This is a genomic window from Dyadobacter frigoris, assembly GCF_005280585.1.
In the GTDB taxonomy this organism is placed as follows: domain Bacteria; phylum Bacteroidota; class Bacteroidia; order Cytophagales; family Spirosomataceae; genus Dyadobacter; species Dyadobacter frigoris.
On record NZ_SZVO01000019.1, the window covers coordinates 1 to 23,797 of the forward strand.

Annotated in this window: 25 protein-coding genes; 5 read left to right on the forward strand and 20 right to left on the reverse strand. The window is 37.2% G+C overall.

Going from position 1 to position 23,797, the window contains the following annotated elements:
* The 3 genes from FDK13_RS29285 to FDK13_RS29295 form a co-directional block, all read right to left on the reverse strand.
* On the reverse strand, positions 1–224 hold a 224-nt coding region (locus FDK13_RS29285; protein WP_137342654.1), incomplete at its 3' end, for a transposase.
* Positions 225–429: 205 nt separating this feature from the next.
* Positions 430–2,421 (reverse strand): heavy metal translocating P-type ATPase, encoded by a 1,992-nt coding sequence (locus tag FDK13_RS29290; RefSeq protein WP_137343578.1) that lies wholly within the window; start codon positions 2,419–2,421, stop codon positions 430–432.
* Positions 2,422–2,680: 259 nt separating this feature from the next.
* Complete coding sequence (locus FDK13_RS29295; protein ID WP_137343579.1) at positions 2,681–4,117, reverse strand: aminotransferase-like domain-containing protein; 1,437 nt, start codon at positions 4,115–4,117, stop codon at positions 2,681–2,683.
* Between the two features lie 120 nt (positions 4,118–4,237).
* On the opposite strand from FDK13_RS29295, the gene FDK13_RS29300 reads away from it, so the two are divergent.
* The 4 genes from FDK13_RS29300 to FDK13_RS29315 are packed head-to-tail and all read left to right on the forward strand — an operon-like array spanning position 4,238 to position 6,911.
* Positions 4,238–4,708 (forward strand): DUF1572 family protein, encoded by a 471-nt coding sequence (locus tag FDK13_RS29300; protein WP_137343580.1) that lies wholly within the window; start codon positions 4,238–4,240, stop codon positions 4,706–4,708.
* Positions 4,695–5,147, forward strand: coding sequence for a GNAT family N-acetyltransferase (locus FDK13_RS29305; protein WP_137343581.1), 453 nt, complete (start codon positions 4,695–4,697; stop codon positions 5,145–5,147). The genes FDK13_RS29300 and FDK13_RS29305 overlap by 14 nt, the downstream gene beginning before the upstream one ends.
* A 30-nt stretch (positions 5,148–5,177) precedes the next feature.
* On the forward strand, positions 5,178–5,516 hold the full coding sequence (locus FDK13_RS29310) for a nuclear transport factor 2 family protein (protein ID WP_220417458.1): 339 nt from the start codon (positions 5,178–5,180) through the stop codon (positions 5,514–5,516).
* Between the two features lie 3 nt (positions 5,517–5,519).
* Entirely contained in the window at positions 5,520–6,911 is a 1,392-nt protein-coding gene (locus FDK13_RS29315; protein WP_137343583.1) for a pyridoxal phosphate-dependent decarboxylase family protein, read from the forward strand.
* Between the two features lie 82 nt (positions 6,912–6,993).
* Here the strand turns inward: FDK13_RS29315 and FDK13_RS29320 are convergent, their stop codons facing one another.
* The 17 genes from FDK13_RS29320 to FDK13_RS29400 all read right to left on the reverse strand — a co-directional run bounded on the left by FDK13_RS29320 (position 6,994) and on the right by FDK13_RS29400 (position 22,664).
* Positions 6,994–7,296, reverse strand: a complete 303-nt coding sequence (locus tag FDK13_RS29320) for a hypothetical protein (protein WP_137343584.1) — start codon at positions 7,294–7,296, stop codon at positions 6,994–6,996.
* Between the two features lie 3 nt (positions 7,297–7,299).
* Positions 7,300–8,064 carry a ParA family protein gene (locus tag FDK13_RS29325; protein ID WP_137343585.1) on the reverse strand — a complete coding sequence of 255 codons (765 nt, stop codon included), beginning with the start codon at positions 8,062–8,064 and terminating at the stop codon, positions 7,300–7,302.
* 432 nt (positions 8,065–8,496) lie between these two features.
* Positions 8,497–9,615 carry an MFS transporter gene (locus FDK13_RS29330; protein ID WP_229216269.1) on the reverse strand — a complete coding sequence of 373 codons (1,119 nt, stop codon included), beginning with the start codon at positions 9,613–9,615 and terminating at the stop codon, positions 8,497–8,499.
* A gap of 12 nt (positions 9,616–9,627) precedes the next feature.
* Entirely contained in the window at positions 9,628–9,864 is a 237-nt protein-coding gene (locus FDK13_RS29335) for a hypothetical protein (RefSeq protein ID WP_137343586.1), read from the reverse strand.
* Positions 9,865–9,969: 105 nt separating this feature from the next.
* A complete protein-coding gene (locus FDK13_RS29340; protein ID WP_137343587.1) occupies positions 9,970–10,557 on the reverse strand; it encodes a TetR/AcrR family transcriptional regulator in 588 nt (195 codons plus the stop codon).
* Between the two features lie 77 nt (positions 10,558–10,634).
* Entirely contained in the window at positions 10,635–11,111 is a 477-nt protein-coding gene (locus FDK13_RS29345) for a DinB family protein (protein WP_137343588.1), read from the reverse strand.
* Between the two features lie 153 nt (positions 11,112–11,264).
* On the reverse strand, positions 11,265–11,882 hold the full coding sequence (locus tag FDK13_RS29350) for an HNH endonuclease (protein WP_137343589.1): 618 nt from the start codon (positions 11,880–11,882) through the stop codon (positions 11,265–11,267).
* A complete protein-coding gene (locus FDK13_RS29355; RefSeq protein ID WP_137343590.1) occupies positions 11,882–12,526 on the reverse strand; it encodes a hypothetical protein in 645 nt (214 codons plus the stop codon). Before FDK13_RS29355 ends, FDK13_RS29350 begins: the two co-directional genes overlap by 1 nt.
* Position 12,527: 1 nt before the next feature.
* Positions 12,528–14,933 carry an ATP-binding protein gene (locus tag FDK13_RS29360; protein WP_137343591.1) on the reverse strand — a complete coding sequence of 802 codons (2,406 nt, stop codon included), beginning with the start codon at positions 14,931–14,933 and terminating at the stop codon, positions 12,528–12,530.
* Between the two features lie 123 nt (positions 14,934–15,056).
* The gene (locus FDK13_RS29365) at positions 15,057–16,538 is read right to left on the reverse strand and encodes an HsdM family class I SAM-dependent methyltransferase (RefSeq protein ID WP_137343592.1); all 1,482 of its coding nucleotides are present in this window, start codon (positions 16,536–16,538) and stop codon (positions 15,057–15,059) included.
* A 147-nt stretch (positions 16,539–16,685) separates the two neighbouring features.
* Complete coding sequence (locus tag FDK13_RS29370; RefSeq protein WP_229216270.1) at positions 16,686–17,333, reverse strand: hypothetical protein; 648 nt, start codon at positions 17,331–17,333, stop codon at positions 16,686–16,688.
* Entirely contained in the window at positions 17,330–17,830 is a 501-nt protein-coding gene (locus FDK13_RS29375; protein ID WP_137343594.1) for a hypothetical protein, read from the reverse strand. Before FDK13_RS29375 ends, FDK13_RS29370 begins: the two co-directional genes overlap by 4 nt.
* Positions 17,831–17,901: 71 nt before the next feature.
* Complete coding sequence (locus tag FDK13_RS29380; protein WP_137343595.1) at positions 17,902–18,918, reverse strand: acetate and sugar kinases/Hsc70/actin family protein; 1,017 nt, start codon at positions 18,916–18,918, stop codon at positions 17,902–17,904.
* A 45-nt stretch (positions 18,919–18,963) separates the two neighbouring features.
* Entirely contained in the window at positions 18,964–19,977 is a 1,014-nt protein-coding gene (locus tag FDK13_RS29385; protein ID WP_137343596.1) for a hypothetical protein, read from the reverse strand.
* 11 nt (positions 19,978–19,988) lie between these two features.
* Positions 19,989–20,696: a hypothetical protein gene (locus FDK13_RS29390; protein ID WP_137343597.1), complete on the reverse strand. Its 708-nt coding sequence runs from the start codon at positions 20,694–20,696 to the stop codon at positions 19,989–19,991.
* Positions 20,697–20,940: 244 nt separating this feature from the next.
* Entirely contained in the window at positions 20,941–21,633 is a 693-nt protein-coding gene (locus tag FDK13_RS29395) for a LytR/AlgR family response regulator transcription factor (protein WP_137343598.1), read from the reverse strand.
* Complete coding sequence (locus FDK13_RS29400) at positions 21,630–22,664, reverse strand: sensor histidine kinase (RefSeq protein WP_137343599.1); 1,035 nt, start codon at positions 22,662–22,664, stop codon at positions 21,630–21,632. Before FDK13_RS29400 ends, FDK13_RS29395 begins: the two co-directional genes overlap by 4 nt.
* Before the next feature lie 181 nt (positions 22,665–22,845).
* Between FDK13_RS29400 and FDK13_RS29405 the strand changes: the two genes are divergently transcribed.
* Complete coding sequence (locus tag FDK13_RS29405; protein ID WP_137343600.1) at positions 22,846–23,766, forward strand: sugar phosphate isomerase/epimerase family protein; 921 nt, start codon at positions 22,846–22,848, stop codon at positions 23,764–23,766.
* Positions 23,767–23,797: the final 31 nt, after the last annotated feature.

The following is a 23,797-nucleotide window of genomic DNA, read 5'->3' on the forward strand; positions in this document are numbered from 1 at the left end:
CAATACCTAAACGGCAAATTAGTCTGTTCCATGACCGTTCCGGCCCGCAAACTTTTACGGCTGTGGCACTTTTTACACTCAAATTTGTAATCGGTCTTCCTGAAATAATGCTCTGTACAGCCACATTTATGACAAACAACTCCAAGTTCCAAACGTTTGTTCTTAAATGCTTCAACGCAACTCGCTTCATCAGGGTATTTCTCGAAAAATTCACTCAGATTCATAGGAATATTGCGTTCAATTTAATACTACAATATACCTATTTTTATTCAATAGTACAAGTAACGGACAGTCATATATATTTATTCTAACACCAAGGTGCAATTAGTATGCCAAAGAGCATATTTTGAAATTTTGATCATGTTTGTTAAAATAGAGAAGTCAACTTTTTAAAATTGACTTCTCTATTTTGTGTTTAAAATCAGCAAGTTATAGACTTTTACCCTGGATTCTGAAAGCATTCAGAATCGCAAGCAGTGCAACGCCAACGTCAGCGAAAACAGCTTCCCAAAGTGTGGCAATTCCACTAGCACCCAGCAGCATTACCACAACCTTGATTCCCATTGCCAGCATAATATTTTGATAAACAATGGATTTTGTAATTTTACCGGCCTTAATGGCTGATACAATTTTGGAAGGCTGATCATTTTGTATCACAATGTCGGCAGTTTCAATAGCGGCATCCGAGCCAAGGCCACCCATAGCTATTCCAACATCTGCCAATGCAATTACGGGTGCGTCATTTACGCCGTCACCAACAAAAGCAATATGTCTTCCCTGATCTTTTAGTTCCTGAACGATCCTTACTTTATCTTCCGGCAACAAATCACCATAGCTTTTGTTAATCTGTAAACTTGAAGCAATTTGTGAAGTTATCGCTTGTTTGTCGCCCGAAAGCATGATGGTTTCAATCCCAAGTGCTTTAAGATCTTTTACGGTTTGCAGAGAATCTTCCTTAATTTCATCTGCAATGGTAAGATAGCCGGCATAGCTATTATCGATGGCAACAACGACAATAGTTTCTACAATTTTTTCTAGCTCATCCGGAAAGCTGACATCGAATTTTTTCATCAGCTTCGTATTGCCGCAAAGTACCAGTTTATCCCCAACTTTACCTATTAACCCCAGTCCTGAGATTTCCTCAACATCAGTAGGTTTTGTTAGATGTTTAGCACGGGCAAATTGCACAACTGCTTTGGCAACAGGATGTGTGGAGTAATTTTCAAGTGAAGCAGCCAGACTGATAAAGTTATCACGGTCAAGGGTAGTTTCAACTTTTTGAACTTTGAAAACTCCTTTGGTAAGCGTTCCTGTTTTATCAGAAACCAGCGTATCAATTCCTGTGACAACATCTAGGAAATTGGAGCCTTTGACCAGAATTCCATTTCGTGAAGCCAAACCAATTCCACCAAAATAACCTAATGGAATTGAGATCGTTAAAGCACACGGACAGGCAATTACGAGGAAAACCATTCCTCGGTAAAGCCACTGCTGAAAGTCATATTGGCTGACAAAAATCAAAGGAACCAGAATTATCAATAAGGCAAGGCCAAATACAATCGGAGTGTAGATTTTTGCGAGTCGGCTGACCATCAGCTGTGTAGGAGCTTTACGGGCTGTCGCATCCTGTACCATTTCAAGAATTCTTGAAAGTTTGGAATCCTTGAAAAGTGCACGAACTTCAATTTCAACTGTTTTTTCGGTATTGATCATACCTGCAAGAATCTGCTCATCTTTTGATTTTACGCTTGGTTTCGATTCTCCTGTCAGCGCAGCCGTATTAAAAACACCCGAAGCCGAAAGAAGAACGCCGTCCAACGCAACTTTCTCACCGGCTTTCACCAGAATGGTCTCGCCGATCTGGACTTCCTGCGGCGACAGAACTAAATCTTTATTTTCCCGGATGACTGTAACGGCGTCTGGCCTTACATCAAGAAGTGCTTTGATTGAACGTTTCGATTTGCTAACGGCCAGATCCTGAATTAGTTCTCCAATTTCGTAAAAGATCATAACGGCAACGCCTTCACTAAATTGACCAATATAAAAAGCGCCAAGCGTTGCAATCGTCATTAATGTAAATTCATTAAATAGATCCCCCCTTTTGATTTTGCGAAATGCAAGAGCGATCGTTTTATAACCAGCCAACACATATGCCGAAAGCATCAGAGCGATTTCGGCATATGTGTTTATTCCAATTTTTAATCCGTACGTTACAAAAAGAAAAACGGCCAGAATTGTTAAACTAAGCCAGAGGGGCCAGCGGCCAAGAAACAAGCCTGTATTTTCACCGCCCTCATGGTCATGGTCATCGTGACTGTGGCTGTTGTGGCTGTGATTATCATGATTATGAGACGGAGCCTTGTCATGATCACAGCATTCTTTTTCGGTATGAATATGTTTTGTACGTGTTTCGTTTTTCACGAGCGGGAACGAGGACCAAATGAATTTTTAAATTCTTTTAGTCTTTATTTTAAGTATGAGTTTTTAGCAAATTAAATATGTGCAAATATACTCTTTAAAGACGTGCAACAGGGTGTCAAGTACTGTAAATCAGATAGTTGCACTATTGTTGCAGCGAAAGTATCTTCGTGATCCTTCTTGTAAAATTTTAATTTTGAGAACGTTACACGATTTGAGCCGTTTAAATATTAGCTTTCAAATCTGTTAATTTTCTTAAATACTAGCTCATCCCTTCAACCAGTTTTCCCAACTTTTGAATACTTATCCTGATTTCCTCGTTGTAAGGTGTACCGAAACTAATCCGAATGTAATTTGTAAACCGGGCATCAGTACTGAAAATTTGTCCTGGTGAGATACTTATGTTTTGCTTTAGTGCCTGTTGAAATAGCTCAAACCCATTCACTTTTTTGTTCATTTCAATCCATAAAACATAACCTCCCTGCGGTCGGCTAACTTTTGTTTCTTTTGGAAAATAATCTGAAATAGCCTGAATGTAACGCAAGCATGAAGTGTGAAGCGCTTTTCTCATTTTGCGCATGTGCAAATCATAACGGCCCGTTTCGAAGAAAAGTCCTATTGCAGCCTGAGTAGGTGTAGCTGAGGAAACCGAGTGCGTCAATTTCAGACTAATTACCTTATCAATAAATTTTCCGGGAATACACCAGCCAACTCTGTAACCTGGAGCCAGCGTTTTTGAAACAGAAGAGCAGAGCATCACCAAACCTTCTTTATCAAAACTCTTACAGGTTTTAGGCCTGGTTTTTCCAAAATACATTTCACCATAAATATCATCCTCAATGAGTGGAATCTGTTTTTTTGCCAAGAGTTCTACAAGCTGTTTTTTACGATGATCCGGCATAATTACTCCCAACGGATTTGCAAAATTGGTTACAAATAAGCAGGCTTTCACTGGAATTTTTTCTATTGCTTTTTCCAGATATTCAAGATTTGCTCCTGTCTCTGGATCAGTCGGAATTTCAAGGACTTTCAAGCCCAGACTTTTCATCGCATTAAAAATACCAAAATAAGTTGGACTGTCAATTGCCACTGTATCTCCGGCTTCTGTGACTGCTTTCAGACAGAAAACCAGGGCTTCCATGCATCCCTGTGTAGTGACAACGTCATTTTCTGTGATATTTCCATTCCAGCCGAAAGCGTGTTTTGCAACTTGTTTTCTCAATGTAAGATTACCTTGAATTTCTTCATAACCTGTGCAGTTCGTGGGGCTTTTTCGTATGGCTTCCATCATCGCTTTGGATAATTTGGCTACCGGAATCAGCTCAGCTGAAGGTACTGCCTGCGAAAGTTTTACTACTCCTTCCTGGCTCATGGTTTTGTGAACCATCCTTAATATTTCATCCACACCGACATTTTCAAAACTGGTTTCAGTCTCAGGTTTATCCAGCGGCTTTGGAATTTTGGAAGGGTTGTATCGAACAAAGTAGCCGGATTTTGCCCGTGCTTCTATAAAACCCTTATTCTCCAATTCAATATAGGCTTTAAAGGCCGTACTGATACTAATGCCCTGTTCTTTGCTCAATGCGCGGAGAGATAAAAGCTTGTCCCCTGTTTTTAGTATATTGTTTTCGATCTGGGTTTCGAAGCGTTCTGCTATTTGAGAATATAGAAATTCCTCTTTTAATATGGTTCCGTCCAAGTTGTTTGCTTAGTTGAAATAGAAATTATAAATCTGTTATGCTGCTAATTTAAAAAACTGAATCTGTTTTTCGATATAAAAAGCTGAAATTTTGTAAAATCATTTTGAATTAAATAAATTATGAACAAAGCGGATTACATATTTCTTTATCAAAGAGATCTTAAAAAGCTAAGGGCCGAGATTTTTGCCTATCATGAGGAGGATCTACTATGGATAAAACTTCCGGGCACATTAAATTCCGGGGGGAACTTGTCCCAGCATTTAATCGGCAATCTCAGGACTTACATCGGTTTGACTCTCGGCCATTTTCCATATGTCAGAGATAGGGAAGCAGAGTTTTCTTCCAGACTTTTCTCCAAATCACAATTGTTGGAGGAATTGGATTTTCTACTTGAAATAATTCCGGAATCACTAATGAAACTTACTGAGAGTAGGTTTTCAGAAGAATATCCGCATGATATTTTATCCATTTCCGAGTCACAAAGTGTAGGACTAGTTCTTACTCACCTTTCCATGCACCTGGCTTATCATACCGGTCAGATTAATTACCACAGAAGAATAACCCACGAAAAGTTTGATGGAAATAATTGATTATAAACCTGAATATCAGATATATTTTAAAGACCTGAATCTTAGTTGGCTTGAAGAATATTTTACCGTCGAGCCGTTTGATCAATATGCTTTTGATAATCCGCAAGAAGCGATTTTAAAAGATGGAGGTCGAATTATTTTCGCAGAAAATGAAGGAGAGATCATCGGAACAGTCGCTCTGAAATATGTGAAACCTGGTGTTTTTGAGATGGCAAAAATGGCCGTTAGAAAAGATGTCAGAGGCCTCGGTACCGGAAAGTTGCTTTGTAATTCCATAATAGAAATAGCCAGAAATATGAATGCTGAAAAGCTGATCTTGTATTCCAGCAAACAACTGAGACCGGCTATTGCTATGTACCTAAAATTGGGTTTTATAGAAATTCTCCTGGAACCAGGACTATACAAAAGAGCAGATATTAAAATGGAGTTAGTTTTATAATCAAAATATAAATTGAATTTTATGATCGATATGAAGCAATTTTCCAACGAGTGGATTGAAGCGTGGAATGATCATGATATAGAAAAAATTCTAAGTCATTATTCGGAGGATATAGAATTTTATTCTCCCATCATCAAACAGTTAGGGACGAATTCGGAGGGAGTTATCAGGGATAAAAATACTTTGAAGGATTATTTTCAAAAGGCGCTTGGGCTTTATCCGGATCTTTTTTTCAACCTGCACGAAATCTTGGTTGGTACCGAATCACTGATACTATTTTACAGCAGTGTAAACAATAAAAAATCGGCTGAATTTATGCAGTTTGATCAGGAAGGGAAAATAAATTTTGTCCGTGCACATTACAATTAAACAATGAATGAAATATTAAAAAATGACCTTGACAACATTTCCTCAATTTTAGAAGAAATAAAAAAAGACAGTATTGCTTTTCTTAATAGTATTGATGAAATACCGACGAGCCATACGGATCAAAAAACAGATTCTTTTCACTTAATGGCTACTGGGCTGGGAGCCAGCGGAGCACTAGACCTTTTTAATTCTCACTTCAGGAAGCTCATCGTTTCCAGTGCCGGACCCCGATATTGGGGATATGTGATAGGAGGGACGACCCCCGCGGCGTTGGCAGGTGACTGGCTGACTTCGGTTTTCGACCAAAACACGCAAAGTACTCAGGGAAGTGGAGATATTTCTGCTGTTGTAGAGTTGCAGTCGATCAAGATGATGGCTGAATTATTTGGCCTCCCTGATCATTTCAACGGAGGTTTTGTGTCTGGCGCTACGTTGTCGAATTTTACATGCCTGGGTGTGGCGCGGCAATGGGCAGGTGTTCAATCAGGGAAGGATATTGCGAGAAATGGAATGTCAGATGAAATTGTAATTTTGGCAGCAACACCGCATTCTTCGGTCATTAAATCACTTTCCATGCTTGGTTTTGGAAGTAATAATATTGTCAAAATAAAGGCTGATCAAGGAAGAGAGCGCATTGATTTATTTGATCTTGAACAGAAATTGATTGAGTTTTCAGGAAAGCCGGTTATTCTCACTTGCAGTGCGGGGACGGTGAATACGGTTGATTTTGATGATTTTCAGGCAATTTCTGTTTTGAAAAAAAAATACTCGTTCTGGATGCATGTCGACGCTGCTTTTGGTGCTTTTGCTGCTTGTTCAGATAATCACCAACATTTGTTAAGCGGGTGGGAAAATGCGGACAGTATTACCATTGACTGCCACAAATGGATGAATGTCCCATATGACAGTGCCATTTTCCTGTCCAGAAAGGAGCACCAAAAGCTTCAGGTTCAGACTTTTCAAAATTCCAATGCGCCATACCTTGGAAATCCGGCAGAAAATTTTTCATACCTGAATTTTCTGCCCGAAAATTCACGCAGATTCCGCGCTTTGCCAGCTTGGTTTAGCCTGGTGGCTTATGGAAAAGAAGGATTTAAATGGATTGTGGAAAACAGCATTCACTGTGCAATGCTGCTGAAAAATTATCTGGAAGCCAGTGCAGATTTCGAAGTCTGTGGAGCAGTGCACCTCAATGTTGTTTGTTTTGCTTTAAAAGAAAACAGTAAAACATCTGATTTTCTGGATATTTTAAACGGCCATGGGAAAGTGTTTATGACACCGACGATATTGGATGGTCAGCTTTGTATTCGTGCAGCTTTTGTTAATTTCCGGACTACAAAGCAGGATGTCGACATTGCAATTCAGGAAATGGAAGAGGTACTGGAAGGGCTGTGATTATGTTGCAGTGACTTGCTCCGAATATAAATTTTTTCGATTAAAGTATTTCCGGTTAGCCGGAAATACTTTAATCTTGTTTTTAACCAACCAATGCTTTTGGCTTACGGCCAACTTTGGTTTTGTTACGGATTTTATCCGGACGCGGCCTTATTTCAGCATCATCAAAATAGCGGGTTAGCGCTTCCAGAATAATATCTTTTTGTGTGAGGCCTTCCCAGTAACCATAATCTTTCATTTTTTCCAAAAGCGCATAATCACAATCAAAAGTGACTTTTGTCGGTACGCCGTTACTTTCGGTCTGTGATGAGTTAACTTCAATATCGTCGTTGATGTCAGAGACAATGGGTAGAGGTGCGAAATCAAATTTCCTTTCCTTTGCCATATTTTAATTGTTTATACGTTCGAGAATTTCCTTCGTTAATTTATAATAATCTTCGGCGCCGTTACTGTTAGGTGCGTAGTCGAAAATATTTGTACCACTAGCCTGCGCTTCTGATAAAGCAATATTGTCACGAATATAGCTATTCATAAACACGTCACCAAGTTGCTCCTTCGTAGCACTGATTAGTTCATGACTGATCTTCTTTCTTATTTTTGGATTATACCTAGTTGCGAATACACCGCCAAGGTTTGTTGTCGGGCTGATTTTCTTAATTTCAGCAGAGTAAACCAGGAAGTTTCTAAGACCTTCATAACTTAAAAATTCAGCCTGAAGAGGTACGTAATATTGGTGACAGGAAACAAGTGCCATTCTTGTATTTCCGTTCAGGGCAGGTGGACAATCAATGATCACAAAGTCATACTTGTCCTTCACTTTTTCCAACGCAATTTTTAAATTAAATGGAAAAATTGGAGCCGACTTGATCGTATCTTCTTTATGACTCATCTCGGCCGAGCCAGGCAAAATATCAACGTCTCCAACCTTTTGTACAATTTCTTCAAAAGCATATTCTCCGGTAATAAAAGAACCGCTGTCTTTCTTCAGGCCACTGTGAACAATCCCAAAACTTTTTGTCAAACTGGCCTGGGCATCCAGGTCAATTACCAGCACACGCGCATTAGCAAATTTGGCAAGACCTGCTGCAATACTTTGTGCGGAAGTAGTTTTTCCAACACCACCTTTGTTGTTGACAATACTGATGATTTTCATTTAAAAGTATTATATGTATTAAAAGTTACAAATGAATGATCTGTCTGATTTGTAAATAAACGGAAAATATTCTTAGAACTAATAATATAAAATAATAAGGTTTTAAAGATCAATATTAATTAAAAGTATTTATAATATTAAAAGTAATTTAAATTATTCTTGAATTAATTTATAAGTTACTGAATTACAGAAGGTGAAATAATGGCGAGAAAATTGAGAGCAAAAAAAACTCCTGGATTGGAGGTTTTTTTAGACGTGAAATTTTTATACTTCTTTTTAGTTAATCGGATTGATCAAGCTGCTTCTTTTGCTATGGACACCGGCTGTAAATTATTTTCTTCTTTTTTGGAGATGAACTGATACAGATTATACATTAAAAAGACGGTTAAAATCACGGCCAGGACTACTACATTTCCTAGTAATCCATAATTATTAAGGTACCCCGTACTGGTTTCTGATACGATCATGCCTGCAATAATAGAGGCAAGCTATTTGCTGGATTGAAGCATTAATTCCCATAAACGCACCTCTGTCCTGAGGTTCCGGAACGGCAGTCATCAATGCACTTGCAGCTATCATTCTTCCGCTGATTCCAACGAATAACAGGATATTGATGATGATAATTATCCAAAGTGGAGTTACGTCGAGATTACAATAGATTAATGTCATTATTGAAGTGATGGAAGATCCGATTATGAATATTTTAAACTTACCAATCTTGTCGCTCAATTTTCCCATGATCGGGCTGGCTACCAACATACAAACGCCTGTAATCATGTATAGATAGGGAAGTTGCTTTATATCAATTCCTAAATTATGAACGCCGTACGCACTGCCAAAAGGCATCAGCATAAATCCCCCGGTAGCTAATAAAGTGGTGGCCGCAAAGGCACGAAGATAGTTGGACTGGGCAAAAATTGAAGTTAAATGCTTAAAAGCATTACCGGTTTTTTGAAGTTTAAGGTGGGCATCAATGGGCTTCATATAAATGAAAATAGACAAAGCCACGGCAATACTCAGCCCGACGATCATCAAAAACGGCGCATGCCAGTTATAAGTATTTGCCAAAAACAAACCCAAAGGAATGCCTAAAACCTGGCTGCTGGCGAAGGCCATCTGAACAAATCCCATCACTCGCCCGCGGACCTGAATAGCGAAAAGATCTGTAATAATAGCGAAACTGATTGAGCTCATTACGCCGCCGAAAATTCCCGTTACAACTCTTGCCATAAGCAGAAATTCGTAGTTAGGAGAAATTCCACAAAGAAAAGTGCCTGCTATAAAACCGGTATAAAAAAATAGTAAAAGTTTCTTTCTGTCGAACTTGTCGGCAAAGCCAGCGGCGAGTAAACCCGCTGCTCCGGCACTGAATGCATAGGCCGAAACGACCAGTGCAAATTGCGACGTTGATATAGAAAGTTCTTTAAGCAGGATGGCTCCCAGAGGTGAAAGAACCATGAAATCAAGGATAACCGTAAATTGCACTATGGCAAGAATGGCGATGACGAATTTCTGGTATTTGGTAAAAGTTTCAGGTTGTTTTTCAGACATATAAAGGACGGTTTAATCAATTAGTTCTTCGCAGGCATAACCTTCCTTGGTTAGGATGGCTATCATTTCTTTGGTATGCGGACCGTCAGATTCAATACGAAGTACATTGTCGCAATCGGTGAGATCTACATTCCAGCATATAATTTTCTTCTCTGCGTTAAGCACAGGTTCTATTTTCTTCATGTCTTTAAAGTGCAGGTTGGTTTTGAAAACAAGCACGTATTTATCATCGGGGTATTGCGTTTCCATAGCTTCTTTATTTAAAGAGTGAGTCAAGATAAATTTTAAAAAATCAGATTTTACTCTGGAAAACGGATGAAAATCAGAATTACTTTAAATTTAAAATAAAAAGTTTTAAGGTTTTAAAGCTTTGATTACCAACGATAATGTCAGGTTTATTTTCTCATCATCAAAAACAAATGGCGGCCTTCCAGGCATACTGGTCTTTGAAATGTGAAACTTTACCAGCTGATAAAGCGGCCCAAAGGCGATAGACCAATAAATTTCTACTGGCAGGGGAATGAGTTCTTCTCTTGCAATAGCTGTGTGAACAAATTTCGACATTGCATCAATGAATCTTCTTTCCATCACCGAGCGGTCAACCATCGGAGAGTGTTTAAACTGTTCCATGAAAGTCATGCTGATTTGATTTTCCATGCAATAATTCATCCGGTTCAGCCACTGCACTTTTAAACCTTCATCAAAATGAGATTCAGGATCGAAATTAATAAGGGTCGCATCTGCCAGTTTTATACTTTCTTCTTTATAAAGTTGTTGAAGAAGGCTTTCTCTATCCTTAAAATAAATATAAATCGTAGCCACAGAAACGCCGGATGCTTTGGCAAGCTTATGCATACTCAAACCGTCAAAGCCTTGGCTGACAATCATTTCAATGGCCTTCTGTTTTATTACAATTTCTTTATTTGCATCTCTTGTTCTCATAAGTAATGCAAATATAAATGAACGTTCGTTAATTTATAAATTATTTTTCAAATTTATTTTATCAGAGTTATTGATTATCAGAGAGATAGTGGTTTGTTAAGTAGTTTGTAAGTGACAAGTTGTTTCAGATGATGTTCGAGATGCCCGACATAATCTGTGATGTAAAAATGAAGAGGCAGTTTTTGACCATCACTGCCAGTGCCGAAGCGTTGCAGGTTACTGTCAGAAATTAAATTAAAGATTTCAACAAGATGCTGATTGTAGCTTTTCCAGAACTTAATCAAATGTGACGCGCTCATATTTTGATAGTTGCTGAGTTCGTTCCACTTATTTTGATCATAGAAAATGATGGGTTCATTTTCATATTGAATTCTGATAAATCGATGGTGATTGTTCGTCGCGCTGTCAATTAAGTGGCCTAGTATTTCCTTTTTGCTCCATTGGGTAGGAGAAGATTTAAATGAGAAGTCGGTTTCTGATATTTTTTCAAGCAGATCCGGAATGGTTTGAATTAGAAATGTTAGTCTTTCTGATGCCTGTTTAACGGTTTCCATTATATATCGGTTATGACAAAATTTTCAACCACTTTTTTATTGTAACCTTTATAACCACCTTGAAAGTCCCGACCGGAAACAGCTATGAAATCGGCCATTCTTTGGGAGTTTAACTGGGATAAAATTTTATAATACAAAATTTTATGTTCTCCATCAACGTACATTTTCCATATATATGTGAGACTGAGTTTCATCGATTTCTTTCAAAATTTCATAATGTTCGTTTACTAGTGTTTTTTTTAGATTCTCGTCTTTTATATTTAACAATTTATATTTAATTTCTTCGTGAATTATTTTTAATTTTTCTAACTTCCACATACGTTCATGTATTGGCAACCAAAGATTTAACTCTTGAATTATATATTTTGCTAAGGCATTATTTTGATCACGAGCTTTAATTTGACCATTTTGTGTCCTAAAAAACAATAAATTGTAATCATTCGAACAAGGATCAACAAAACCAAGATAGCCATCGTTATGTATTGATGGGTCTTTCGTAGGCCATTTGTTTGTTTTGGCAGAATTGCAATATCTGCAAGAATACACAAGATTGTAATAGTTATTGTCTTTAATATTATGGATAAAACCTTGGGGGTTTTGAGGTATAAAGTGATCTATTGTAAAACTTCTAATACGATAATAATCGTTATCATCGCAATAACCGCACCGTTTATTAAAATCTACTCTAAGAGTTCTTAAGTAAGATGAATATTTTTTACATTCTGCCCTTTTGTCTCTCCTTTTGGGTGTAAGATTTCTAAAATTAGACATTACGAATTATTAAGATTATCAAGCTTATTAAGAAGAAGTGACGTTTTCATAATCAGATCATCAAGTTTTTGATTAGTTTTTTCATTGTAAAATGTTCTTGACAGCCGACCTTTTGCAGATGTTGTTTTGTCAACAAAGCTATTAAGGTCGACAAATTCATCCTCTTCACTTGGAGTAAGCCCATCCAAAAGCCTTTTCTTTTCTAAAGAGAAAAGACGTGACATAGAATCATCTAACTTAACTCTGTAATCACTTGCAATTTTTTTGATTTTCTGTTTTAATATTGGAATTTTAGAATTTGAATCTCCACTAAGCATATCTTTTCCATTGATCAAATTAGCATTCTCAATGTGATCCAAAGCGTCGGATTCATATGATGTCAGTATTATCATTGGATAAAAGAAATTCAGTTCTTTTATCTTTTCGACAAGACTGTCTGCGTTAAAGTCTACAAGGCCTGTTTCATCTAGTCTGAAATCGATAACAAGCATGTCTATTGATTGTTCGAAAATTTCATTAACTAGCGACTCTTGCGTGGTAGTTTCTGTAATATCGAAAAGTACTACATCAAAGTCGTCCTTGAAATATTGCCGAAAAGTGTTCCGCCAACCGTTATCTTCATCAATATATCCTATTTTAAACATTTTAGTTGAGGTTATTTTTTCTCAATGCAAATTTTACTAAAATACAAAAGCCTTCCTGAACAGGTGATAACATTACACCAGCTCCATTGTAGTCATCAATAACCAATCTAGCAATATAAAGGCCCATACCGGTCCCTATCTTATTTCCTAATCGGTCTCTTTTCGATGATTCATTAAATTCAAATATCTTTTCTGGCTCACTATTATATTCTTTAGCCAAACCATTGCCATTATCAGAAAATTTAATTTCAACATAATCTTCAAGTGCACGCCACTCGATAGTCACTTCCCTTGAATACTGTCCTTTCTTTTCTTTGAATGCACTCAGTGTGTTTGATAATAAGTTATTAAATATAGCATCAAGATCCACTTCAAATGCTTGTATTATATTATTTGAATCTTTACTGCCTATTAAAGTCATTTTTACCTTTCTTTGATTCAATGCCATTCGCCAATTTATCTCAAAACTCTCAAAATATTCACCCATGTTAATATTGGTTCTTGTTCGCTTATCCCGCTTTAAGGTACTTAAAGAATAATCTAACCAATGTTTAAGTTTTATATCTTCTTCCTTAATTAGTTGTAGCATGTAAAAAGGATTATCTTCATTATGCACAGAAAGAAGATCATGAGCTTTAATATACTTCTTTAGTTCTGTTGTTAAAAAGTCAGTTCTAGGAACTAATCTTGATCGAAGGCCTTTTAATTCATGAGCAAAGGAAGAAATTATTAAGCCTACACTTGCTAATGCTCTCAGCATTTTTATTTCTTCGTTTTTGTCTTGTAGTTCTTTTTCATAAATTTTTGTCGCTTTTGCTAACAGAACCTCAGTTTCTGTATTTTCAGTTGTGAAATTCTTTTCTAAGTTTTCAGAGGGACTTGAAGTTTGTAAATCCTTATTTGTATTTTCAGAAAGTTCTTGTTCTCGTAAAATTCTTTCAGCTTCTAATTGAGCCCTTTTTAATTCTAAACTTGCATTGAATTGAGTTTTTGCTAGTTCAGATAAGCTAAACATTAGAACATTTCTATCTCTTTCAAAGATGGATATAATTTCAATTAAAAGATTTCTGAACAATTCGAATACTTCGTTTTCTTGAATTCCCTCCCGTCCTGATTTATCTTGGAAATTGGAATTAGCAATACGGGAAATTCTTACGGTACCTGCTATTTGGTTCGGACGAATACGAAAGCCTCCAAGTTTTTGTCCAGCACCTCCCGGGCTTCTTGCCTGTCTTTCGCCTAATTTTAACCAGTCTTGACCATCTTCTCCATAAGGTCTTACTCTAAAATCGTCTCTAAAAATTTTTACTCCACCAAATTTACTGAGCCACGCCTTTCTGTTTGCTTGGGAAATATTTTTATAAGGAAATTTATCTTTATCACTCGCATCAATTCGATTTTTTAAAAAATAAAAGGTGAACTCAAATTCACCTATTTTATCTATTAGTTCTAAATCAACGCTTTTTTCAAAACCTGGAAAGTCAAATATTTTACGTTTAATATTAAATGTTTTCTCTTGGACAGTTTTTAAATCGTATGGAAAATTCTTTAAAAGTTTATTGTTAAATACTTCTAAATACGCAGTTTCTAATTGTTTAATATCCAATTCATTTCTTGTAACGCTTATATCTAATGTGTAATTTTTATCTGCCAAATATTTAGTTACAATTTTGTAATCGTAATCATCGTAGTAAGCACTATTTACTTTTCCAAAGTCATCAGGATAATTTGTTGAAAATAGGTATAAATTAAATTCAGGTTGCTCATGTGGTGGAATCAAAACTTCCAAATTATCAAATAGACTCTTTATAGATTGTTCATCCCATCTGTCCTTAACCGAATTAATTTTGAGAATCGTACCAGAGGAAAATTCGATACTTTTTATATAGCATTTAAGTTGGATAAAATTTGGAAAAGACTTGAATAATTCTTTCTTTATGTCTAATATTTCAATTTCATTTAAGTCAGCTTCAACTTCGTTTATAGAAACTCCAAACCTATCAAAGTCACTCCATGTAACGCTCCAAAGGAATCCGGTAACTGAACTTTTAGGAAGAGTTTTCATCTCAGAAGATAGCCCCAGGCGGTCAAGAGCAAATCTTCCTATTCCTTTGGCTCCTGTTTTTACCCTTCCTTCGCCGGACTTGAAATTTTGCAACTTATCATCAGTTCCAATTTTCATCCATTGGTTTTCGATGACTTCATTTGTCATTCCAGTTCCATTATCAATAATATATATTGAAGAGCTAAAACTATCTGAATTATCAAAAACGATGATGCAATTCTTTGCGTCTGCATCATAACAATTTTTAACTAATTCGATTATGGCACCTTCTGCATTAGCAAAATTCTCTTGACCAATAAGTTTTGCAGTGCGTGCAGATACAGAAAAGGAAATTTTAGCCATAATTTGTATTTTTATAATAAAAATTGACTCTTTGGTTTTTTGGCACTATTAAAATATAATTACATATTGAGACCCTTAGAAGTAAAACATCGCAAGGGTTACAGCAAAACTATATTAGGTAATTCAGTCTGTGGCAATTACAAAATCTTCAAGAACTCGTTTTGTTAATCCCCTCCACCCATGTCTGAAATAACGGCCTGTTACATCTAAATAGTCTTCCATCTCTTTCGAATTTAATTTATCAAGGAGCCACTTATAGTCACCGTCAAACTTGATGTAATAACCAGAATAAACTAATCCTTCTGGATTTTGAGATATAATAAAATTAGGTTTTTTTTTCATTGGAGAAAAGACTATTTTTTCTCCAATGGACGAATCCATACTTTGAGTCCTTCCGAATGCGTACCAGGCCACCGGATTTTCCTTTCCCTTATCTCTTTCTTGTAACGATTCTTTATTTTGGAGAAAGTATTCATATGTCAGTGGATAATGTTTTTTTAAAAAATCCTCCGAAATTATTTCGCTTCGCCCATTGCTGTTTTTAAAGTAAGGATAGATAATAAATTCAGTAATGACATCGTCAGTGGATTTTAATTTAGATGCCTTAATTATAGGTTTCAATATGGCTTTTTCAATCAGGAAAGTTTTGCCTCTTTTGTTTTCAATTTGGGTAACTTTGGTTGAAATAAATTTTGTAACCTTAACAATATACGCCCAATCTGCTAGTGTTGCTATCCCAACTGAAATTTGGCATATATCGCCTAGTCGTTGCCCTTCTTTAATTTCTAAAAATTCATTAGATAGGGTTAAATACCAAAATTTTCTTCCACTTAAGTGTTTAAAAGAAATTCGCTTGCTTTCATATTTAAAATCGTCATTACTTTCTTGATACAAAAAATCAGAATGAGTAGAATTATCGAAAATTGTTATTGCTGAATACGTTGAAGCGTCATTAAAAACTAATTCGTTTTTATAATTAGTAATTTGAAGGATGTTTTTTTTCTCTTCGAAAAATTTACGTAACTGATATGCACTGTCCGAAACAAAATATGAGTTGGGAGTTATATAAGCGCATTTACCATTCTTTTTTAGAAGTTTAGATGCCAATTCAAAGAATGCGATATATAAATCAGTAGACCCTTTGGAACAGAATTTATAATTAGCTTTTAAAAAAAACCTTACATCTTCTGTTAGGTTTTGTACTCTTACATAAGGAGGGTTGCCAACAATATAATCGAATTTTGAATGTAATAAGTGGTCAAGTGAATTACCTTCACTTATATTCCATTCAATTTTAATATTATGGGGGACAAGTAATTCGTTCAAAGAGTTTCTACATTCCTGCACAGCAGTTTTGTCTATATCCCAACCGTAAACATTGTGTAATGCTTCTTTTAACTTATTAACAGGAGCATTGCTAAGTATCCTTATTACGATTTCTTTTAAAAACTGCCCGTCACCACAGGCTGGATCAACGATTGTTTTATGTGAATCATCACCTATGAAGCCAATGTCATTTAGTATTTTTTCGACTATAAAATCGGGTGTATAAACTCTTCCAAAGAGTTTCTTTTCTATATTCGTTTGTGATTTTAAAACTGACAACCAGAATAAATTTTAATGAAAAATGCTTTGTTTAACCTAAAGTTTTATGAACAGCAAGTTATATAAAATATTCCTCAACGGTCATATTAAGATTTAAATAAAGCCGCATATGTTTAATTGTTTTATTTGAAATTTTTATTTCGGTAATTAAAGAAGGTATTTGATCCTAAACCCTTTCAACCCTCTCACATACTCGGTAATTACCGGTGATTCGATATCTTTTAACAAAATTTCATAAGTATCCTCATGAAAAATAAACGAGCTATTATCATTTCGGATACGGTCAGTTCCTTTTAGGAACAAGGTTCCAACTTCACCATTCATCAAAGCTTGTTTGTCAATAAAACCTAAAAGAGAGGCGATGGTGCCTTCACTTTCCGTCTGATGGAAGGAAATACAGAAATAATGAGAAGTTTTTGAGCCTACCTTATGAAGTTGAAATGCGGGAATGTTGAGTACATAATCTGCTGAAAGATTTCCCGTTCGCCTTTTCATCGATTTAACGTCCAGTGAAAAGGCGTATTGCTCAGAAGTGATCAGGAAATCCTGTCCCCAATCCTGGCCGTTTGTCGCACCGAAAGATTTGGCAGGTCTGGGAAGGTGATATGTATCGGCAAAAATAGTTTCACCCAGACTTCCCGTGTACCGCATGATTCGGGTTTGGGAGAACCGCTCATTTTGATTATCCCAAATGTTTGCAATTTTATGATGACGGAGGGAATACTCTACAAGTCGGCGGGCATATTTCTTCTGCTCGTCAGTTACTGAGATTTGTATGTATGATGTTGTGCTCAAAACATTTTGCTCCACGCAAATCTTATAAGCAGCAAAGTTCCGACAAAACCGACGATAATATAGGCAAAAGGTACATAGGTAAATGCTACCAGATGGAGCCGGTCAAAGAACCACATTACTCCGATGAGTGCTGCAATGAGGGTTAGAAATCCGGATAGTTTTCCAAAACCGGGAACAAGCGAAAATGGAATTTTTTGCTTGATGATCATCAAAGTCAAAGCCATTGAAATGATTGGCAAAAATTGTAAAATGATATTAGCCTGCCAAACGCTTTGACGTTCAAACAGGAAAAGATAAATATTCAATGTGACGGCGAAAATACCCGGAATGCAAACCGCATAGACCAGAACCGAATAAACCAATCCCCAAAATTTAACATCACGACTACCAGTAGCCACTTGGCCGACAATCCATGCAATGCCGGGTAATAAAATGAAATACAAGGCGACCGGCCAGTAATTTGAAGAAACATTATTGAATAGATCGTGAAGTGTCATTGTTTTTCAAGTGAAAACGGAAAAATACGAAGGATTAACCCTTCGTATTTTTCCGTTATTTCAGTTTTTAATTATAATGTCAAAAGAAAACCAATGGTAAAGTTAGCATCCCAGTCGAAGACAAATTCTTGACAACCCGTTGCGTCTGCAACTGCTTTGTAAATATTCACTCCTGCTTTTGACTTCGCATTAGTCAATTTTGTATAACCAGACGGCGCGCTCAAAACAGTATAACGTTCTTTATCTTTACGTACTTCCTTTGCCATTTCAAAAGGTACACCGCCGATGATAAATGCTGTTTTTCGCAAATCAGAAGGGATTTGTTTTGCTTTCGCACCCACTTCGTCATAAACTTTTTTGTCGTCAGTGCCATCCTGAAAATACTTTGCTCCGTAAGATTCAAGTGCCTTAATTCCACTTCCTGCTATCCATGAGATCTTGGTATTTCCTGAGCCGATATCTACAACAAAAGCTTTGTTAGCGTAGCCTGCTGGCAGTACAGATTTAAGTCCCAATTGGCCTTCCTGCTCCGGAGTTACCTGGTTCACAATATAACCAAGCGACTTCAAAGCACTTGTGATCTTTGTAGTTACATCCGCTTTCGCAGCACCGGAACTCACTACGAAATGGATATCTTTTTTACCAACGCCATAGTCCAGCATTGATCCGATGTATTTTTTCAAACCGATACGAACATCTTCATCGGTTGCCATATTTTCTGTAACAAGGCTGTTTCCGAATTCTGATTTTTCAAGTTTCCAGCGTTTCTGGCTATCGACTTTGATAATGAAGGAGTTAAAGCCACTTGCGCCAAGTTCTACAACACCTTTCAACTTTCCATCAACCGGTTCCGGAGATGTATAGGAAAATGACTTTGAAGATGCCTCAGTTGCAGGATTTTCGTTTGTCGCAGCGGCAGTACCTTCACTACTTTCGGTAGTGGTCGCAGTTGAGTCAATTTCAGATTTTTGTTCTTTCGCCACTTTTTCAAGGGCTTGCTGGCCGCCAAAATATTTATAGCCAACGAAGATGGCCGCAATAACCAGTGCGGTAATTAATAATCTTCCGGCAACAGTTAGTCTTTTCATTGTTTGTCAAAAGGTAAATTGAAAAATGTAATTGTAATAAGCAGTTTAGTCCAGTAAGCCGCGGTAGCTCGAATCCTTCGGCAGATCGATAGAGCGGGAAGGCTGATTAGGCGAGTCGAGTTGAATCAACTTAAAATCTCCTTTGTTATAAGCTTCAAGCATAGCCTGGCCTTTATCCGACAAGAGTCCGTTTTGAACATCAACGCCATTGATAAAGTCCATTGAAAGATCCATAGCGCGTTTCATTTCACCCAGTTTCAGGCTCATGTCGTCCTGGATATATTCCATAGACTCATCAAAGTAGAACTTTTTGTCAGGATTTCCTTTGAAAATACTTACAGCAGTACGAAGCGCGTTGGAGCTTTCTTTAACAATTCTGTATTCTGCTTCTTTAAGTTTTACTTTGATTTCTGTTTCCTTGATAATATAATCCGCACTTTTATTCACTTTTTCCATGAATTCAAGAATGGTCTTCATATTACGCTGCAGCGGAAATAATTTTTCGTTCATTTCCTGTAAACCGGCACCTTCAATAGTTGCCAGAGAAGCAGTTTCCTTCATGCCCGGACGATCAGTCATTTGGCTGGCTTTGTTTGCTTCGGCAAATTTCTGTTTTATTTCTTCGTTATTCTCCGTGATTTTCCGGTTCAGTTTCACAAGTTGTCCGGCCAGAATATTGATCTGTCCCTGCATTTTTTCACGTTTTTCTTTCAGATCGTCAATGTAAATTTTCATGATCGCAATCGGATCCAGTTTGATGATCAAACCGGTGATGTTGCGCATCAATGTTTTAAAAAGAAAGAAGACTGCCGTGCGTACATCTTTACTTGTAAATAGAAAAACTACTACTGCCAGCAAGGCAAGTAAAAAGCCAAGATATAGCGTATTCTGGGTTACTTCGATTAAGAATGCAGCCAGTTTGTTCCAGTAATATAATGCCGCAGCGCCTGCCGCTCCGAGAAAAAGCAGAGAAGTAATCCCTTCCGGCTTGCTCCAATAAGATCGCTTGGAAGCATCTTCCTGCGAGCCGCCGATTTGAGTAAAGTCTGGTGATGCCATGGTTGAAGGTCTTATTTTAGATATTGATTAATTTTGCTGAGATCTGAATTTATTTGCGAAACAAAGCTTTGGTATGTTACCTCAAAGCTATCTTTGTTCGCATTGATTTTGGCACTTTGTTCGGAGATCTCACCCGAAATTTGTCCCAAACGGTTTTTATTATCGTCTATCTTTTTCTGAAGATTGGCAATCTCCTGAATATAAGCATTATTATTGTCTTCCAGTTTTTTTAATTCATCGTTCAACGTGCCAACTCTTTCTTTAACAGCACGTTCTACGTCTTTTAAAAACGATTCACGGTCTTTTCCCAAAATGGAAAGATATTGATCCGCCGAAGTTTTCAGGATAGAATTATCAGTTATTCCTCCCATGGCCTTGAAACTTGCCCAGGCAGCCTGAAACTGTTTTTCTTCTCCCAACCCTAAACCTTCCATGCTTCTCAGCGCCTGTTTATATTCAAAATAGTCGGGCCCGGGCAAGTTTGCTTTTTCAAGCAATTCCACAAAATGCTGTACAAATTTCCGGTCAACTTCTGCTGTTCCGGCTGCATTCTGTACGGTTGGAGCGGAAGTTGGTTTTGGCTGTTCAACCGGTGCTGCAGGTGCTGATGCTGTAGCAACGTTCGTATTATCTGCCGGAGAAACTTGTGTAGGCTCTGTACTTTCCTTGATAAAAAAGCTCAGTATCTTCTTACCGATACCAGGTTCAGAATCTGCCATGTTTTTAGTAATAGTTTAAATTTAAGTATTGAAAAGATAAGCTGTAATGTCGATTATTCGCTGTTTTACTGCTTTCTTATGTCAATATTACTAAAATTCATGTGATTTATACATGCAGGATAGTTACAAATGGTAGCGGGGATTGATGACTGAATTTTTTAAGGGATGAATTTTTTCGATAACTTAAATAACAGAGCTTTCTAAGGATTTACAGTCAAATGAGAATAATGGCAACTTGTCTGATTCAGTTCTTAAACCGTTTGCCAAAAGATTCTTCATAACTGGACCCGATCGGGATTTCTTCACCCGCCAGACTGATTATTTTGTTCCGTACATTTTCAATACGACTAAACGGGATAATGAAAGAGCGATGCACTCGAATAAATTCCTGTTCGGGAAGTTTTTGTAACATCGCTTTCATCGTCATTCTCACTACGAGCGGCTTGGTATTTTCGATATGGATTTTGAGGTAATCATCAAGTCCTTCGATGAAAAGTATGTCTGAAAAAGCGATTTTGTGCAAACTGTAATCGGCACGAACCAGAAGAAATTTGGACGCAGGATTTTCAACAGGATTTTTGAAATTATAGTAATCTTTTGCTTTGTTTGCCGCTTGCCGGAATCTTTCAAAGGTGAAAGGTTTCAATAAATAATCTACCGCGTTTAGATTAAAACCTTCGACTGCATGTTCTGCATAGGCTGTTGTAAAAATGACCATAGCTTCATGCGGGATAGCCTGATAAAAATCAAGTCCCGACATGGATGGCATATTGATATCCAGAAAAATCAGATCGACGGGATAATTTTCCAGATAATTCATCGCGTCATCGGTTCGGCTGAAAGTTTTCGGTAAATCAATAAAATCAATTCTGCTGCAAAAATTGGAGATAATTCTTAGCGCCGGAGGTTCGTCATCAAGTGCAATAGCCTGGATCATGAAAGGTTTAGTTTTAGGTCGATGATAAAGTTTTCGGCATTATCCTCTATTATTAATTGGTGTTTTGCCGGATAAAGTAATTGTAAACGGGTTCTGGTATTATTTATGCCAATGCCTCCCGATGATTCCTCTGAATGATTTATCCGTACCTTATTATTACAAACATGAAGAATCAGCTCATCACGATCCGCAGTAATAGTAATTTTTATCAAAGATTTCTGTTCGGGATTTACGCCGTATTTAAACGCGTTTTCAATAAAAGAAATAAGAATCAGCGGTGCAATCTGCTTATTTAAATAGTTACCATCTACTTGAAATTCAATCAAAACGGTATCATCTAACCGGAATTTTTGCAAGGACACATAATTTTTTATATACTCAATTTCTTTGTTGAGCGGAACGAGACTTTCACTGGCGTCCCGGATAACATAGCGCATCAATGACGAAAGCATAACCACGGCGTCGGCAGTCCTGTCAGATTTTTCGATGGCCAGCGAATAAATACTGTTCAGCGTATTGAACAAAAAATGAGGATTAATCTGGGCTTTCAAATAGGACAACTCCGTAGTTAGCTTCTCCTGTTCAGAACGTTTCAGTCTGTCATTAATTCTTAACGCAAATGAAACCACGAGACCAACCAGGAAAAGAAATAAAGTCTGGCTATTGTCAAAACCTGCGGGTGGTTTGTCAAATCGCATAGCGTGAGGCGGACGATGAGGAAAGGGTCGGGGAGCGCCAGGTGTTTTATCAAGTGTGTAAATGAAAAACAGTATGATCAGGAAACTGCCCAGTATAAAAGTAGCGTAGGAAATGTACTTTTTGTTGAAATAAAAGCGGGGTATTAAATAGTAATAATTGGCGTAAAAAAATGCTAGCATGAGCAGATAAGAAACAAAATTGGTCCGTTCATGCGAATTCCTTTCCAATTCTGCCAGTCCCGGGAAACCGGTTGGAGCAAAAATATAAGGTAATGCCAAAAAGGCAAAAACCAGAAAAACATGAATAAAAAATTGAATTCCGGATTGTTTCATATGCGTCAATTTTCTGAAATTTACGAAACCGGATGTTTACTAAAAAGCCTTTGCGGTATTTGCCGGGAATGTGTCGGTATTTCAGGTGATTTGAAATGATATCCTTAATTTTACATTTGAAAATGCCTTGAAGATTTTATGTTTTCACGATAGTTGATTAAATATTCTAATCCCTTTTGTTATGCTTAAATTAGGTTTTAATAGTGCGATATTAAGTGATTTTGGTTTTGACCACGTGGTTAAATTTGCCGGTAACCACGGGTTTTCATGTATTGAAATGATGTGCTGGCCGACCGGAAATGCCGATAGCCGCCGTTATGCGGGTGTCACCCATATTGATGTAAATGCGCTGACGGAACAAAAAATTTCAGAAATACATTATGCTTTGAAAGAAGCACAAGTGTTTATATCGGCGTTGGGTTATTATCCCAATCCGATGGATCCCGATCCCATTAAATCTGAATTTTATCTGGAACATATCAAACAGGTTATTCGCGGGGCTGCCAGGCTGAATATTCCTGTGGTTACTACATTTATCGGGCGTGATCCTTCAAAAAGTATCAAAGAAAATCTCAAAACTTTTGCGGACGTCTGGCCTGCGGTTGTAAAAGTGGCTGAGGAAAATAACGTCAAACTGGCTATTGAAAACTGCCCGATGTTTTTTACTGATGATGAATGGCCGGGCGGGAAAAATCTTGCGATCAGTCCTGCTGTTTGGGATCGAATGTTTGAAATAATTCCCAACCCGGTTTTTGGCCTGAATTATGATCCTTCACATATGATCTGGCAAATGATGGATGAAATAAAACCGATTTATGGCTACAAGGATCGTTTACATCATGTGCATTTGAAAGACGCAAAACTATATAAAGAGAAACTGGATAAAGTTGGTATTATGGCTAATCCGCTGGAATATCATTCGCCAAAATTACCTGGCTTGGGTGATGTAAACTGGCGCGGCTTTTTTGGTGCGCTTACAGATGTTCGTTACCGTGGACCTGTCGTTATTGAGGTTGAGGACAAAGCTTACGAAGGAAATATTGAAGATGTTCAAAGCGCAATTCTTACCAGCCGGAATTATGTAAAACAGTTTTTTGGCTGATAATCAAGCTATTAATTATGAAAATCAGCGT

What these genes read in the sequence shown, in the direction of transcription:
- FDK13_RS29360 (WP_137343591.1), bottom strand. Translation starts at nt 14,933, where the DNA reads ATGGCTAAAATTTCCTTTTCTGTATCTGCACGCACTGCAAAACTTATT.
- FDK13_RS29305 (WP_137343581.1), top strand. Translation starts at nt 4,695, where the DNA reads ATGGAAATAATTGATTATAAACCTGAATATCAGATATATTTTAAAGAC.
- FDK13_RS29400 (WP_137343599.1), bottom strand. Translation starts at nt 22,664, where the DNA reads ATGAAACAATCCGGAATTCAATTTTTTATTCATGTTTTTCTGGTTTTT.
- FDK13_RS29325 (WP_137343585.1), bottom strand. Translation starts at nt 8,064, where the DNA reads ATGAAAATCATCAGTATTGTCAACAACAAAGGTGGTGTTGGAAAAACT.
- FDK13_RS29380 (WP_137343595.1), bottom strand. Translation starts at nt 18,918, where the DNA reads ATGAAAAGACTAACTGTTGCCGGAAGATTATTAATTACCGCACTGGTT.
- FDK13_RS29395 (WP_137343598.1), bottom strand. Translation starts at nt 21,633, where the DNA reads ATGATCCAGGCTATTGCACTTGATGACGAACCTCCGGCGCTAAGAATT.
- FDK13_RS29330 (WP_229216269.1), bottom strand. Translation starts at nt 9,615, where the DNA reads ATGTCTGAAAAACAACCTGAAACTTTTACCAAATACCAGAAATTCGTC.
- FDK13_RS29355 (WP_137343590.1), bottom strand. Translation starts at nt 12,526, where the DNA reads ATGTTTAAAATAGGATATATTGATGAAGATAACGGTTGGCGGAACACT.
- FDK13_RS29390 (WP_137343597.1), bottom strand. Translation starts at nt 20,696, where the DNA reads ATGGCAGATTCTGAACCTGGTATCGGTAAGAAGATACTGAGCTTTTTT.
- FDK13_RS29315 (WP_137343583.1), top strand. Translation starts at nt 5,520, where the DNA reads ATGAATGAAATATTAAAAAATGACCTTGACAACATTTCCTCAATTTTA.
- FDK13_RS29375 (WP_137343594.1), bottom strand. Translation starts at nt 17,830, where the DNA reads ATGACACTTCACGATCTATTCAATAATGTTTCTTCAAATTACTGGCCG.
- FDK13_RS29385 (WP_137343596.1), bottom strand. Translation starts at nt 19,977, where the DNA reads ATGGCATCACCAGACTTTACTCAAATCGGCGGCTCGCAGGAAGATGCT.
- FDK13_RS29405 (WP_137343600.1), top strand. Translation starts at nt 22,846, where the DNA reads ATGCTTAAATTAGGTTTTAATAGTGCGATATTAAGTGATTTTGGTTTT.
- FDK13_RS29300 (WP_137343580.1), top strand. Translation starts at nt 4,238, where the DNA reads ATGAACAAAGCGGATTACATATTTCTTTATCAAAGAGATCTTAAAAAG.
- FDK13_RS29345 (WP_137343588.1), bottom strand. Translation starts at nt 11,111, where the DNA reads ATGGAAACCGTTAAACAGGCATCAGAAAGACTAACATTTCTAATTCAA.
- FDK13_RS29320 (WP_137343584.1), bottom strand. Translation starts at nt 7,296, where the DNA reads ATGGCAAAGGAAAGGAAATTTGATTTCGCACCTCTACCCATTGTCTCT.
- FDK13_RS29335 (WP_137343586.1), bottom strand. Translation starts at nt 9,864, where the DNA reads ATGGAAACGCAATACCCCGATGATAAATACGTGCTTGTTTTCAAAACC.
- FDK13_RS29350 (WP_137343589.1), bottom strand. Translation starts at nt 11,882, where the DNA reads ATGTCTAATTTTAGAAATCTTACACCCAAAAGGAGAGACAAAAGGGCA.
- FDK13_RS29310 (WP_220417458.1), top strand. Translation starts at nt 5,178, where the DNA reads ATGAAGCAATTTTCCAACGAGTGGATTGAAGCGTGGAATGATCATGAT.
- FDK13_RS29340 (WP_137343587.1), bottom strand. Translation starts at nt 10,557, where the DNA reads ATGAGAACAAGAGATGCAAATAAAGAAATTGTAATAAAACAGAAGGCC.